The organism is Campylobacter fetus subsp. fetus (genome assembly GCF_900475935.1).
GTDB classification, from domain to species: domain Bacteria; phylum Campylobacterota; class Campylobacteria; order Campylobacterales; family Campylobacteraceae; genus Campylobacter; species Campylobacter fetus.
In genome coordinates this window covers 115090-128525 of sequence record NZ_LS483431.1, presented here as the reverse complement: position 1 = coordinate 128525, position 13436 = coordinate 115090, and the positions used below count along the sequence as shown (strand labels likewise).

Below are 13436 nucleotides of genomic sequence, written 5' to 3'. Positions count from 1 at the left end.
ATAAATTTATCCTTTAAATTTGATATTCTTCTCAAATTCATCCAAACGTTTATGAATACTTCTAAGCTCAGTTATAGTAGTCCAATTATCTATAAATACACTAAAGCTGCTTCTTACTTGATCAAATGCGTTGCTAACTTGCACTAAAATACCAAGAGTGATGAGACCCGTAAAAAGCCCTGCTCCCATTATCATAAAAGGTACTATAACCATAAATTGAGAAAATGAGATTAACCAGATATTAAAGTAGCCATAATGCAAAAACAGTCTGTAAAAATTTATCCTAAGTCCGGTAAATAGCTCTACAACGCTCTCATTTTTGGCATAATTTATCTTATCATCTTCGGCATATACAAGCTCTTTTCTAAATGCAGCTTCGCTTCTTTGTATGTTATACTCTAGTTTTGGTAGCTTGATACCGACAAACCATGATATTACGAGTCCTCCGACGCTAACTATAAGCGCTACCCATACCAAAGATCCTGGGATATCTTTTATAATAGGCACGTCAACACCTTTGCTAAGTCCCCACAAAACAGGTATAAAAGCTATAAGAATCATAATAGCTCTAAGAACTTGAAGTCCTAAAGTCTCTGTTATCTTAGCAAATCTATAAACATCTTCTTGCATACGCTGGCTAGATCCTTCTATATCTTGTTCACACTTTCTCCAGATATCCACATATGAAAAAGTCATAGCTTCACGCCAACGAAATACCCAATGACTAGCAAAAAAATTAGTAAGAGTAGCGATAATAACATAAGGCATAGCAATAAATAAAAATTTCCAAATTCCGGCCCAAAACTCATCTATGGAATGTTCTTTGACATTTTGTAAAATATCGTAAAAATTTTTGTACCAATCATTAATTGCTACATTTAATCTTGTTTGAAGAACTAGCGAAATGACTATCACAAGAAGTCCGCCATAAGCCCAAAGAGACCACTTTTTACTTTTAAAAAACGATGAAAACATCTATAAACCCTTATAAATTTAGCTGATTATAGCACATTTTTTACAAATTTATTTTTTATAAATATTAATAATTAATATGTATTTGCAGAGCATTTAAGTAGAATTTAAAATTAATAGGAATACAATTATTACTAATACTTTTTAAATAAGGGAGAAACGATGGATTTTCTAATAAATCTAAGTGAAGGTTGGCAATTTACAATTCAACTTTTAATTGTGCTTATTTGTCTATTTTACGGTGCGAAAAAAGGCGGTATAGCTTTAGGACTTCTTGGCGGTATAGGCCTTATAGTTCTAGTTTTCGCATTTGGTATACAACCGGGAAAACCTGCAATTGCAGTTATGCTAACAATACTCGCAGTAGTTGTAGCAAGCGCTACTTTACAAGCAAGCGGCGGACTTGATGTGATGCTGCAAATAGCAGAAAAAGTACTGCGTAAAAATCCAAAATACATAAGTATTTTGGCTCCGTTCGTAACTTCTACTCTTACGATACTTTGCGGAACGGGACACGTTGTTTATACAATGCTTCCTATCGTTTATGATGTGGCCATCAAAAATGGAATTCGTCCAGAACGTCCTATGGCTGCTAGTTCGATCGCTTCTCAAATGGGTATCATTGCGAGTCCGGTTTCTGTTGCGGTTGTGACTTTAACAGCGTTTCTTATAAGCGCAGATCATCATCTAGCTGGATTTGACGGTTATTTAGATCTTCTTAAAATAACAATTCCTTCAACATATCTTGGTGTTTTATGCGTTGGAATGTTTTCTTGGTTTAGAGGAAAAGATCTCGATAAAGACCTTGAATTTCAAGGAAGAATTAAAGATCCTGAAGTAAAGAAATACGTGTATGGAGACGGCACGACTCTTCTTGGTAAAAAACTTCCAAAAACCAGCTGGGCCGCTATGTGGATATTTTTAGGAACTATAGCCGTAGTTGCTACACTTGGATATTTCAAAGACCTAAGACCGGCTTGGAATTCAAATAAAGACGGTGCAGTAGTTCAAATCGTAGCTGCATATCCGACAGAGCAAAAGATCTTAGAAAAAATCGTTTTAAAAGATGCAAAAGCTGAGGTTTCTGGCTCTAGCATAGATATTTCAGGTAATAAAGTTAAAAATGTTGCAAACAATATCTCGGGACTAACTATCACACAAAAAGACGGTTCAAAACTAATGCTTTCTCAAAATGAGCAAGGTAGCGTTATTTATACAAACGTAAAAGGCGAAGTAAAAGAGTATCCAAACTCAACTATTTCTTTATCAAATAAAGTAGCGAGCAAAACTACGCTAAGCATGGTTGATACTATTCAAATTTTTATGCTTTTAGCAGGAGCTCTTATCTTAATCTTTACTCCTACAAACGCGGGAAGCATAGGTAAAAATGAGATTTTCCGCTCAGGTATGATAGCCTTGGTTGCCGTATTTGGTATATCATGGATGGCTGAGACTATGTTTGGAGTGCATACTCCTATGATGAAAGATATGCTTGGTGGAGTTGTTACTCAATATCCTTGGACATACGCCATAATGCTACTTTTGGTATCTAAATTTGTTAATTCTCAAGCTGCAGCTTTAGTTGCATTTGTTCCTCTTGCTTTAGGAATCGGCGTTAGCCCAGCTATAATTTTAGCTTTTGCTCCCGCTTGTTATGGTTATTATATTTTACCTACATATCCAAGTGACCTTGCGGCGATACAATTTGACCGCTCAGGAACCACACATATAGGCAAATACGTTATAAATCACAGCTTTATTATTCCGGGGCTTATCGGAGTTATAAGCTCTTGTATATTTGGATATATATTTGCTGGACTTTATGGCTATCTATAATATATAATGATTTGGGCTTTGACCCAAATCACTTTTAATTAATTCTACATTTAATCTAATATTTTACAATTTCATAACTTACCTATAAAGGATTTTTATGAAAATTGCTTCTTTGTTTATCGGCACTACGCTACTTGCTACTACTGCGTTTAGCGCAGATATAGACGTTTATAAAACTCCGGAGTGCGGTTGCTGCAGTAACTGGTCAAAAGCTATGGAGAAAAATGGATTTAGTACTAAAGAGTACAAAACAAACGATATAATGAATATAAAGCATAATGCTGGAGTTCCAGATGAATTATCTAGCTGCCATACGGCTTTGGTCGGCGGATATGCTATAGAGGGTCATGTTCCAGCAGCCGAGATAAAAAAATTATTATCTCAAAAACCAGACGACGTCATTGGTATAAGTGTTCCTGGAATGCCTATCGGAAGTCCTGGTATGGAACAAGATGGTATAGAAGAAACTTATAAAATAATTGCATTTTATAAAGACGGAAGTCAAAAAGTCTGGGCAACATATAAAGGTTCTGATGAGATAAAATAGTCTAAATTTGGAACAAAACAACTATAAAAGCAGTTTTTTACTGCCTTTATAGTTAAATTTATCTAAATTTGACTCTGATATTCTACTTTTTCTTTGCCGAATCTATCAGATTTTTTGCGGCTTCATAAACTCTATCTCCAAGTTTTTTTGCTTCTGTTTTTGCATTTTCAAATGTTTGAAGACTTTTTATCTGAGTTAATTTTTGACTGGCTTTTTTCTCTAACTCGCCAATCTCTTTTTTTAAATTTGAAATCCTCTCATCTATGTTTAAATCACCCGTTAATTTAAATCTTTTATGGCTAATCTCATCTATCTTATCCATTATCTGTTCTCTTGTTTCAGCTGAAATTCTTCTTAGTCTAGCAAAATACGAATCATAGTCGCTTTGCAAAACTTCTGCTACTATGATGGAAGCCGGTTCATTCACGCTTAAAGATATATCTTTTAATAGAATTATAAAATCTTCTTCTATTTTCATAAGCTCTTTTGCACTATAATTTAAACTATCTCCTATCTCGTCCGGAGCAAATTTAAGCTCGTCTTTAAACTTTTCAATAGCTTTTGAAATGCCGTCGTTGCTGCCATTTATCGCGCTTTTAACAAGCTCTTTTGCATAAATTTTACTCTCATTTGCAATGCTAGCGGCACTTTTTATCACGACTCTTGCGATATTTATAAATCTTTCTTTTGTAAAATCCCCCTCATTTATAGCCAAATAAACTATATTTTTAGCGATTTCATACGCAGTGTCTTCAACATCATCGCCCATCTCTATAGTAGTCAAAAAAGCAGATTCGGTAGTCTCTTTTAAGATACCGAGCATCTGAGTGTCATAAAGCAATCTATCGTTCAAAACTTTTGAAATTTGATCTTTGTTTTTAAAATCCGTTTTACATATATAATTTTCTATGTTTTTACAATTTAGCGTCGTAATAGCTCTTATCCGATCTTTTTGATCTATAATTTGCTTTTTTAATTTATCTCTTTCATATATTATCTTGTATAGATACTGCTCAGATTCGTAAGCAATTGCCCTATTTAGAGATTCTACGGCTGCATTTACGAATTTAGGATTTAAAAGTTCAAACTCATTCAAACAAGAACAAATCTCACTAAAGCAAGATTTAGAACGTTCTAATTTCTCCTCATAACTAAGTCCCAAAAAACTATCTTTTGCAAATTTAAATATCTCTTTTTTGATAATGTTTTCAAGATTATCGTTATTTAAATTTTGCTCTATTACCACTTTTAAATTCATAGTATCTCCTTATAAAACGAACTTTGAATATCTTTTAAGCAGGCTAAAAAGCTCCAATCTTTCTTCATCGCTATTTACTAAAACAGCAAGATTAAAACTTTTAAATTTGCCCTCTGCGCTATTTTTAGAAAAATCAAGCGTATAATTTCTGTTTCCAACACACTCTTTTACCAAATTTTTTTCATCAGAGTCTTTATCTAAAATAATTTTATACTCCCAAAAAATCGGATAAACTATCTCTGGTTTTTCATTAAAATCACATACATTAGCCATTTTTTCTCCTATAATCTCCACTTTTCCCGCCGCTTTTGATATCTAATCTTATAAAGATTATTTCCATAGATTTATCGATAGCTTTTATCATATCATAAATAGTAAGAAGTCCAACGCTAACACTGGTTAATGCTTCCATTTCTACTCCAGTTTTTCCATCTGTAATCACTGTAGCTTCGAGCTTAAACCCTGGAAGCTCTTCCAAATCTTCTATATTTATATTAATAGAGTTTATAGGCAAAGGGTGGCACATAGGAATTAAATCGCTGGTTTTTTTAGCTCCTAAAACAGCTGCTACTACTGCTGTTTGAAGTACCGGACCTTTTTTACCCGTATTTTGTTTAATGGCGCTGTACGCCTCTAAAGACATTTTTATCGCTCCACTAGCAACAGCTACTCGCCTAGTAACATCTTTAAGACCGACATCAACCATCTTTGGAAGATTTTGCTCATTTAAATGCGTCAGCATAAAAGTCTCCTTTTTTAAGACGATTATAGCGAAAACTTAATAAAAACTATTTTAGCGGATAGAATAGTTATAAAATTTGAAACAATATGGCAATAAATTAATGTTTTAAATTATAATCTTAACGTTACATTAATTTAATATTAAAAATTCAAGAATATAATGTCAACTCCTAAACAAATAACCTCCTTTTTGTAAAGCGCTCACTGAAAAGTGGGCGGTTTCTTTCAGAGTTCTATTTTAAATTTAAGCTAAATTACTATATAATCATAAGATTCAATGGATAGATGTCCGAGCGGCTGAAGGAGCATGCCTGGAACGCGTGTAAGGTGTAAGCTTTCGAGGGTTCAAATCCCTCTCTGTCCGCCATAAAATTCCTAAAACCAATCAAATTTATAACACCGAGTTTAAATTTACTTCTTTGATATGACTCTATATCCGACACCCGAAATATTTTCGATGATATCGTTTGTGGTTTTTAATCTTATCTTTTTGATTACCATACGCAAGGCTTCGCTACTCATCGCCTTATCGCCCCATACGAAATTTTCGATCATCTCGTAACTTACTATTTTATCGATATTGCTTACAAGCAGATACAGAAGTTTTGATTCTATTTTTGTAAATGAGATCATATCGCCGTCTTTGTAGAGCGTTTTTGAAGCTAGGTCATATTCATAGTCGTCTTTTAAGGATATTTTATTGTCGTATAAATTTTTTGTAGCCATTAAAATAGTTATTTGAAGCTCTTCGATTTTAAAAGGTTTTCTAAGATAATTGTACGCCCCAAGCTCGATACTTGCAAGTATATTTTCGCTTGTATCGTACGATGTGATTATGATAGATGCTACATGCGGGGCTCTTTTTTAATCTCATCTAGCATCTCAAGACCGTTTAAATTCGGTAAATTTATATCAGTAACTACGATATCAAAATTATCTTTAAAAAATTTGTCAAATCCTTCAAGCCCGTCGCTTGCGACGTCTATTTTTTTGCAATAAAACTGCAAGGATTGAGTTATGGCAAATCTTGTATTTTCATCATCTTCAACAAGCAAAACCGATATATTTTTTAGTTTTTTAAGTATATTTTCATCTATCATCTTTTACCTTTTTTAGTATAGTTAGCGTAAAAATAGTCGGATTTTGATATCTGCTTACATATAGATCTCCGCCGCATTTTTTATTTGCTATCAATTTTGATATATACAAACCAAGTCCGGAGCTGCCTTTCGTACTCATAAAAGGAGTGAAAAGATCGTCTTTGAAATTTTGAGCTATTCCATCACCGTTGTCGATAACTCTGATAACAAAATGAGTTTGAGTTTGTTTTATATTAACTACTATTCTGGTTCTTTTTTTGTTTTTACTATTTTGTAAAATTTGTTTTGAATTTTGGATCAAACAAGCAGTTATCTGTTTAAATTCATTTATATAATTTTTACACATCGGCGTAACGCCTTTTGCTATGGTAACTTTGATATCTATCGTTGATTTTACCGGAAAAAGAACACATACCGTATCGTTTATCGCTTTTTGTATATCAAATTCTTGAACGTTTTTTTCAATCTTATAAAAGTTCTTAAACATATCCATAGTTTTTGACATATAATCTATATTTTGTAAAGATCTAGTGATATTGTCATAAAAAATTTCATCGCTTAGTTTATTCATTTTTTTAAACTGCATCAAATTTCCAAGGAAAATTCCGAGTGAATTTAAAGGCTGTATCCACTGATGAGAAAGCGCCGCTATCATCTGACCGAGCTCCGCCATTTTAGTTTGTTGGAACAAAAGAACTTCGTAATCTCTTTTTGCTTTTTCAAATATTTTTGATTGTCGCTCTAACCTTTTGTTGTAAAAGTAAGCCAATATCAAAAATAAAATAATACTGATAACATATATCATAAGATTTATTATAAATTGCTCGTTTATTTTGTTATATATATTATCTTTTAGCGTTTTTGTAACCAAGATCAATTTTGAGTTTTCAAGCGGTTTGAAATTTAGAATTTCATTTTGCGTTTCATGGCTTAACGATTTGATAAAATCTAAATTTTCTATATTAAATTTTGTTTGGGAAAATCCTGTTTCGCTATCTGGATGAAGTAAGATGTTAAGATCTTCGTCTATTAAAAATATATATCCGTTTTCTAGTCTCAAATTTAAAATTTCATTTTTTATACTCTCGAAAGATATCACGCCGCAAATAACGCCTTGTAGTTTATTTTCTCGTTTTATACTTTGACAAATCGATATAACTGGAATTTTAAGTCCGGCATCAAGATATGGCTTGGTGATGTAAATTCCGTTTTGTAAAACAGTGTTTATATACCAAGGTCTTTGCGTCGGCGCGTAATTTTTTGGACCTTGAAATACTCTGCTAGAAAGCATCGTGTCGTTTTCATATCCGACGTACGTACTTGAAAAATTTGCTATTTCCTGAGATTTAATAAGTATATCTTGTATAGTATTTTGCTCTTTCGTATGGTCGAAATTTGCGACAAGCAAACTAATGAATTTGAGACTAGTTTTTTTATTTTCAAGCCATTCTTGTATCTTGTCGCTTGAATTTTTTAAAATACTAAGCTGCTCATTTGTGAGAACTTCTTTCACAAATGAGCGATTTAGGTAATAATTTCCTATCATAAGCAATAAGAAAAATATAGAAAATATTATAAAGATATTATTTTTGTATAATATCTCTTTCATAAGGCTCCTTATCTTTTTATTTCATCTCCCCAGTCTCCGACAGGCGGATGTTTGATCTCATACAGTATTTTACCCAAATTTTTATGACCTACGGTTTTATGACAGCTTACGCAACTTAGTTTTTTATCTTTATTTTGAATAGACGCCGCGTATAGATTATGCATATCATTGATATTTTGATTGCTTGAGTTTATATCTAAAATTGTTTGATGGCAACTTATACAACCGCTATCATATACGAATTCCTCGCGATTTTTTCTATTGCCTTGCCAATCCATCTCTTTTGCATCGTTAAAAACCATATGAGTAGCTTCGCTGATGCCGTTTAAGCCTTTTTTGAAAACGTATTTTACATAACTATCATTAGGCAAATGGCAACTAGTGCAACTTGCCTTAAATCCGTGATTATTCGCACCTCCGTGAATGCTTTGCCCATAAGCTTCTACCATAGGATCCATCCATTCGTGACAAACGGTACAAAATTTATCGTCGCTTGTAGCGTGTATCAAAGAGTTACCGCCAAAAAATATGACGAATGCAAAAATACAAAATATGCAAATTTTTATAAAAATATTTTTCATCATATCTCCTTATGGCACCAATATTTTTTTCATACCATCTTGCGAATGGCACATTACACAATAATTTTGTGAAGACTTGTGTGATTTATGACAGTTATTGCAATCCATATTAGGATAATGCGGACTGCTATGTATGTTATCATCATATCCAAGGTGACCGCTTCTCTCTGCTAAACGTTTGTAGCTTTTATGGCAGCTCAAACACTCATCTGTTTTTAGAGCTTTATATTCGTTTGGATTTTTTTCTTTGTGACAATTTTTGCAGTCAAATCCAAGTTTCTCGTGATGAGCCTTTATAGGATAATTTTCTTTCGTAAATGTATTAAGATCTAAATTTGCGGCAAAAGAGCTTATAGATAGTCCGATACATATAGTTAAAAATATCTTGAAAATTTTTAACATTTTTTCTCCTTTTTTGCTAGATTAGCAGCGTTTTTGCCGGCTATCCTTCCAAAAACTAAACAATCAGGTATAGCACAACTTCCGAGCCTGCTAGCTCCATGCGGTCCGCCGACTGCTTCTCCGGCAGAAAAAAGCCCTTCGATTATATTTCCGTTTTTGTCTATAACTCTAGCTTCGGTGTCTATTTTCACTCCGCCCATCGTATGATGAACTTTTGGCAAGGCTTGCCATGCGTAAAAAGGCGGTTTTGTGAGATCCGGGATCATATCGTTAAATTTAAAAAACGGTTTGTCAAACTCTTCGTCTTTTCCGTTTTTTGAATACCTCGTATAATCATCAACGGTTTTTTTAAGCCCTTCGTAAGGAATTTTATAAAAATCTGCTAATTCTTTAAGCGTATCAAAAACTCTTATGACTTTTTTATCTATTCCTCTTTGTACGTTTGCTTTTGTAGTGCCTTGTGCGCCGATGCTATCACATATAACAACTGGATGAGTTATGCTTCCGTCTGGATTTTTATGCATTTTTAAAATGGCATCTGAGCGAATTTTTCTATCTGCAAGCTCATTGACAAATCTTTTTCCTGTTCTTGCATCGACCATTACGCCATAACTAAAAGCAGGTATCGCAAAAACAGGAGCTATACCAAATCCTTTTTCATCAGGACTCCCCCAAGGTCCTAGTTGTATCCATTTTAGATCAACCGTATCAGCGCCGTTTCTCATCATAGTTTTTAGAGCGTACGCCGTTGCACCATAGTGATTCGTACAGTCTAGATCCGCAGTTAATTTCGGATCGACCGTTTGTCTGAAATTTACATCATAAGCGAAACCGCCCGTTGCCATAACGACTCCGCCATTTACCTTGTAAAATTTCACGATACCGCTTTTATTATCATCTTCGTTTTTTAAAGGATCAAATATAAAGTCGTAATTTTCCCTAACTTTTACTCCGATGATTTTTCCGTTATCATTTCTTATAAAATCATCTAATACAACCCTAGTCCTGATCGTTCCACCGCTTTTCATAATGTATTCTTGCAAAGGTATCGTGATCTTGCCGCCCGAGTTTATTTCTGGCCAAATCGTTCTTGGAACAGAATGTCCGCCGAACTGACCTAGCGCGTCTCTGTAATACACGCCTTTTTTTAACGTATATTCATAAGCGTCATTTCCGTTTTTAGCTATAACTTCCACTAGATCCATTCTATTTAACCCAAGTCCGGCTTTTAAAATATCTTTTACGTAAAGCTCATAAGAATCCTCTATGCCGCGAACCTTTTGAAATTTTGAATTTACGACCGCAAACGCTCCGCCGTTTATAGCTGAATTTCCTCCAAGAACGGGCATTTTATCTATCAGCAATGTTTTTACGCCCTCATCGATTGCTTGACAAGCAGCAGCCGTACCGGCAAATCCCGATCCGACTACCAAAACATCCCATTCTTCGTCCCACTTAAACTGCTCATCGCTAAAGTTATTAGCTTTTAAAACAGCAGCCGATGTAAGAGCGCATAAGCTACCTAAAAATTTTCTTCTACTATTCATTTAATCTCCTTAAAAACTATAAATCAGCCCGACGCCGACTTGAGTCAAACTAGGATATCCCGCTTGAGCTTTAAATACTTGATCATATATCAAAAGTCCTTGTAAATTTTTCATTATAGGATAACTAAGCCATGCGCTAAATTCATTTTGTCTATAATTCGTATCATCGCCGCCCTTAAGTTTATACTCCGTCGTACCAAATATACCAGTTACCGAAAGATCTGCTATGCTTGTTGATAACATCGCATAAAACGTCTTAACGTCTCTTTCGTACATTACATCGCCTTCTTCAAATTGAACGATTTGATCTCCAGCCGTATTTAAACTCCCCCAGCCGATCTCTTTACCTGATTTCACATATCCTAAAGTAAGTTTTGTATCTAAGTATTTAGCATAGAGTAATCCTTCAAAAACGCTACCATCGTCTTTGTTTTTATCTTCGTCGCTTTGGGCGTAGTGAATGGTACCACCGACACCAAGCTCATCGCTTACTTGTCCATCATAGATTATCTTTGCGCCAAAAGCTGAAAATATCTCATCCGCGTACAAACCGTACGCTTTAAATCCAAGCCCGTTATCAAATTTATAAGTTCCGCCGAGGTTAAAAAGTCCGCCGTTATCTTTATTTATACTTTTAAAGCCCCACATCTCTTTCATATAAACTCTACCTTGAGCGCGTGTCCAAATAGCGTCCAAAGTCAAATTTTCGATAGAGTTATTTGTCACTCTAACTCCGTCATTTATCTTACCGACCCAGTCAGTTATCATCTCTTGACGACCTACTTTAACGGACGTATCATACGCGTTGTATTCTAAATACAAATTTGATAACATCATCCTATCGTCTTCGTAAATTCTCTCTGTGGAATCTCCGGTACCGTGTAATGTTTTATAATTTTTATCTTTTTCGTATAGAGGAGCCGTACCTCTAAAGCCTGTTACGAATTTGAAATTTTTATAAAAATCACTTTCGTATTTTAAGCCAACAGAACCTATGATATACGATGTATTATTATAATAAACGCTTTTTTGACCTTCATTTATATGACGAGTTTCTGAAAAAGCGGAGATATCTCCGCTAAATTTACCGTCTTTAAGCGCACTTTGCAACGTATCGCTATTAGCCAAAGCCATACTAGCGATCATTGAAATAAGCAAAAATGTACTTTTTTTCATAGCGATACCCTTTTATTTATAATTTTTCAAAAATTTCGCCGAATTTTTGAAATCATCGCTTAAAGGTCTATCTATATTCATAAACTCAACAACTTTTCTATACTCGTCATATAATTTTTGCGTAGATTTTGATAATTTTAAATTTGGATCTTTTTGTTTTCTTAGATCGATAGCTTGGGCTGCGTGGATGAGTTCCATACCTAAAATATGATAAAAGTTATCTATCTGTTTTTGGAACTTTTGAACTACAAACGGTGCATTTGTCGCAACATCTTCTATATTTCCTGCTACGGGAGAGTAATCAAGCGAAGCAGGATTTGCTAGAAATTCATTTTCACCAGCTAATGACACAAAAGGTTTTTGCATAGCTCCAAAAGCATGGATAGTTTTATCGGTGCCTAAAAATCTGCTAAGATGGGTGAAATTATCGTCTGATAATTTTATAGTTCTATGCGATGAAGCTTTTGAGTTATGAGCTAAAACTATAGATGCTTTTTCAAACTCAACTACCCAAAGTAACGGCTCGAAATTTGATGTAGGAACAACTGCACCGCCGCTTGTAAATAGTTTATTTTCTTGAAAACTAGCATCTTTTGGACTTTTTCCTATGTAAATTCCCGGATTATCGTCTGAAGAATTTAGCTGAATTTTCATTAGTTTTTCTAATTCGTCAATACTGCTTTTAAGTGCGGCAAACAAATACGTAGCGTCTCTATAACTAAGCGGATCTTGCAAAGCTCTCTCGCCGTTTTGTTCCCACAAATAGCTACCTTTTAAGATCTCCCTTATCTCTTTTGCAGTTGAAACAAAGCTTGGATAAGGTCTTAAACTAGTAGCTTCTGGTAAAAATGGAGCAACATTACCGTTTAAAGCCTCTAAACTGAGTGCAAATACTGTTTTTGAAACTTCAAATGCTTGCTTAAAATCTTCAAGCGCAAGATTTGCAAGCGCTGCTGAGTAAGCGTTTGAACTTACTATAGATAGACTATCTTTACCAAAAGGTGATAGTTTTTTAAGCCCTGCTTTTTGCAAAGCCTCACCAGCGTCCATTTTTACACCTTTATAATAGACCTTGCCCTCTCTCAACATCGCAAGACCGATGTGTCCGAGTATAGTGATATCGGCTTCTCCCATTGAACCACTACTTGGCATAACAGGAAGTATGTCTTGATTTAAAAACTCCTGATAAAGATGCACGACCTCTTCTTGAACACCAGCTCCGGCAAAAAGCATATTATTAAGTCTAGTTGCAAGGATCGCTCTTACCGTTTGAAGCGGTAGATCTTCGCCGACACCGCCGCAATGAGCGTGTATAAGACCTATATTAAAATCCGTTGATGCTTTGATGACTTCTGGATCTAAATTTCCCTTTGCATCAACGAAATTTTTATCTTTATTAAGACCGACGCCGACTGTTAGTCCATAAATTTTTTGGCCATCTTTTGCCGCGTTAAGCAAAATTTCGTGTGCTTTTTTTACTTTTGAAAAAGCATTTTGATCAATGCCTACCTTTGCCCCGTTTGCTATATCTACTATATCGCGAGACGTTACGCTATTGCCATCTAATGTTACACTACTAGCACTCAAACTAAGAGCCAACGCTGCCACAGCAGATAAAATCACAAAACTTTTCATATTATCCCCTTTGTAAGAAATTTAACGTAATT

At 34.5% G+C, this 13436-nt stretch carries 14 protein-coding genes and 1 tRNA gene; 3 read left to right on the top strand and 12 right to left on the bottom strand.

Annotated elements, in window-relative coordinates; all coding sequences use genetic code 11:
- Positions 1–6: 6 nt before the first annotated feature.
- Positions 7–975, bottom strand: coding sequence for a putative transporter (locus DQN38_RS00745; protein ID WP_002848139.1), 969 nt, complete (start codon positions 973–975; stop codon positions 7–9).
- 159 nt (positions 976–1134) lie between these two features.
- Here DQN38_RS00745 and DQN38_RS00740 point away from each other — a divergent pair, with 159 nt between their 5' ends.
- The gene (locus DQN38_RS00740; RefSeq protein WP_065843895.1) at positions 1135–2808 is read left to right on the top strand and encodes an anaerobic C4-dicarboxylate transporter; all 1674 of its coding nucleotides are present in this window, start codon (positions 1135–1137) and stop codon (positions 2806–2808) included.
- Positions 2809–2905: 97 nt separating this feature from the next.
- Positions 2906–3355 carry a DUF411 domain-containing protein gene (locus DQN38_RS00735; RefSeq protein ID WP_002848137.1) on the top strand — a complete coding sequence of 150 codons (450 nt, stop codon included), beginning with the start codon at positions 2906–2908 and terminating at the stop codon, positions 3353–3355.
- An 82-nt stretch (positions 3356–3437) separates the two neighbouring features.
- Here DQN38_RS00735 and DQN38_RS00730 read toward each other — a convergent pair whose 3' ends face one another.
- Genes DQN38_RS00730 through moaC form a run of 3 tightly spaced genes read right to left on the bottom strand, consistent with a single transcriptional unit; the run spans position 3438 to position 5355 of the window.
- Positions 3438–4613, bottom strand: coding sequence for a hypothetical protein (locus tag DQN38_RS00730; protein ID WP_011731714.1), 1176 nt, complete (start codon positions 4611–4613; stop codon positions 3438–3440).
- Positions 4614–4622: 9 nt separating this feature from the next.
- Positions 4623–4886: an HP0495 family protein gene (locus tag DQN38_RS00725; RefSeq protein WP_002848135.1), complete on the bottom strand. Its 264-nt coding sequence runs from the start codon at positions 4884–4886 to the stop codon at positions 4623–4625.
- Entirely contained in the window at positions 4879–5355 is a 477-nt protein-coding gene (moaC, locus tag DQN38_RS00720) for a cyclic pyranopterin monophosphate synthase MoaC (RefSeq protein ID WP_065843894.1), read from the bottom strand. The genes DQN38_RS00725 and moaC overlap by 8 nt, the downstream gene beginning before the upstream one ends.
- Positions 5356–5633: 278 nt before the next feature.
- Between moaC and DQN38_RS00715 the strand changes: the two genes are divergently transcribed.
- A tRNA-Ser gene (locus DQN38_RS00715) sits at positions 5634–5721 on the top strand.
- A 44-nt stretch (positions 5722–5765) separates the two neighbouring features.
- Here DQN38_RS00715 and DQN38_RS09025 read toward each other — a convergent pair.
- From DQN38_RS09025 to DQN38_RS00680, 8 genes are all read right to left on the bottom strand, one after another.
- On the bottom strand, positions 5766–6080 hold the full coding sequence (locus DQN38_RS09025; RefSeq protein ID WP_225893273.1) for a winged helix-turn-helix domain-containing protein: 315 nt from the start codon (positions 6078–6080) through the stop codon (positions 5766–5768).
- Positions 6081–6199: 119 nt separating this feature from the next.
- The gene (locus DQN38_RS09020) at positions 6200–6454 is read right to left on the bottom strand and encodes a response regulator (RefSeq protein WP_225893272.1); all 255 of its coding nucleotides are present in this window, start codon (positions 6452–6454) and stop codon (positions 6200–6202) included.
- Positions 6444–8063, bottom strand: a complete 1620-nt coding sequence (locus DQN38_RS00705; protein ID WP_065843893.1) for a sensor histidine kinase — start codon at positions 8061–8063, stop codon at positions 6444–6446. Before DQN38_RS00705 ends, DQN38_RS09020 begins: the two co-directional genes overlap by 11 nt.
- 8 nt (positions 8064–8071) lie before the next feature.
- Positions 8072–8644 (bottom strand): cytochrome c3 family protein, encoded by a 573-nt coding sequence (locus DQN38_RS00700; protein WP_002848132.1) that lies wholly within the window; start codon positions 8642–8644, stop codon positions 8072–8074.
- A gap of 9 nt (positions 8645–8653) precedes the next feature.
- Positions 8654–9046 (bottom strand): cytochrome c3 family protein, encoded by a 393-nt coding sequence (locus DQN38_RS00695; protein ID WP_002848131.1) that lies wholly within the window; start codon positions 9044–9046, stop codon positions 8654–8656.
- Entirely contained in the window at positions 9040–10593 is a 1554-nt protein-coding gene (locus DQN38_RS00690; protein ID WP_002848129.1) for a flavocytochrome c, read from the bottom strand. The genes DQN38_RS00695 and DQN38_RS00690 overlap by 7 nt, the downstream gene beginning before the upstream one ends.
- A gap of 9 nt (positions 10594–10602) precedes the next feature.
- Entirely contained in the window at positions 10603–11769 is a 1167-nt protein-coding gene (locus DQN38_RS00685; protein ID WP_065843892.1) for an Opr family porin, read from the bottom strand.
- 12 nt (positions 11770–11781) lie between these two features.
- On the bottom strand, positions 11782–13404 hold the full coding sequence (locus tag DQN38_RS00680) for an HAL/PAL/TAL family ammonia-lyase (RefSeq protein ID WP_111738135.1): 1623 nt from the start codon (positions 13402–13404) through the stop codon (positions 11782–11784).
- Between the last annotated feature and the right edge of the window lie 32 nt (positions 13405–13436).

What these genes read in the sequence shown, in the direction of transcription:
- DQN38_RS00745 (WP_002848139.1), bottom strand. Translation starts at nt 975, where the DNA reads ATGTTTTCATCGTTTTTTAAAAGTAAAAAGTGGTCTCTTTGGGCTTAT.
- DQN38_RS00740 (WP_065843895.1), top strand. Translation starts at nt 1,135, where the DNA reads ATGGATTTTCTAATAAATCTAAGTGAAGGTTGGCAATTTACAATTCAA.
- DQN38_RS00735 (WP_002848137.1), top strand. Translation starts at nt 2,906, where the DNA reads ATGAAAATTGCTTCTTTGTTTATCGGCACTACGCTACTTGCTACTACT.
- DQN38_RS00730 (WP_011731714.1), bottom strand. Translation starts at nt 4,613, where the DNA reads ATGAATTTAAAAGTGGTAATAGAGCAAAATTTAAATAACGATAATCTT.
- DQN38_RS00725 (WP_002848135.1), bottom strand. Translation starts at nt 4,886, where the DNA reads ATGGCTAATGTATGTGATTTTAATGAAAAACCAGAGATAGTTTATCCG.
- moaC (WP_065843894.1), bottom strand. Translation starts at nt 5,355, where the DNA reads ATGCTGACGCATTTAAATGAGCAAAATCTTCCAAAGATGGTTGATGTC.
- DQN38_RS09025 (WP_225893273.1), bottom strand. Translation starts at nt 6,080, where the DNA reads ATGGCTACAAAAAATTTATACGACAATAAAATATCCTTAAAAGACGAC.
- DQN38_RS09020 (WP_225893272.1), bottom strand. Translation starts at nt 6,454, where the DNA reads ATGATAGATGAAAATATACTTAAAAAACTAAAAAATATATCGGTTTTG.
- DQN38_RS00705 (WP_065843893.1), bottom strand. Translation starts at nt 8,063, where the DNA reads ATGAAAGAGATATTATACAAAAATAATATCTTTATAATATTTTCTATA.
- DQN38_RS00700 (WP_002848132.1), bottom strand. Translation starts at nt 8,644, where the DNA reads ATGAAAAATATTTTTATAAAAATTTGCATATTTTGTATTTTTGCATTC.
- DQN38_RS00695 (WP_002848131.1), bottom strand. Translation starts at nt 9,046, where the DNA reads ATGTTAAAAATTTTCAAGATATTTTTAACTATATGTATCGGACTATCT.
- DQN38_RS00690 (WP_002848129.1), bottom strand. Translation starts at nt 10,593, where the DNA reads ATGAATAGTAGAAGAAAATTTTTAGGTAGCTTATGCGCTCTTACATCG.
- DQN38_RS00685 (WP_065843892.1), bottom strand. Translation starts at nt 11,769, where the DNA reads ATGAAAAAAAGTACATTTTTGCTTATTTCAATGATCGCTAGTATGGCT.
- DQN38_RS00680 (WP_111738135.1), bottom strand. Translation starts at nt 13,404, where the DNA reads ATGAAAAGTTTTGTGATTTTATCTGCTGTGGCAGCGTTGGCTCTTAGT.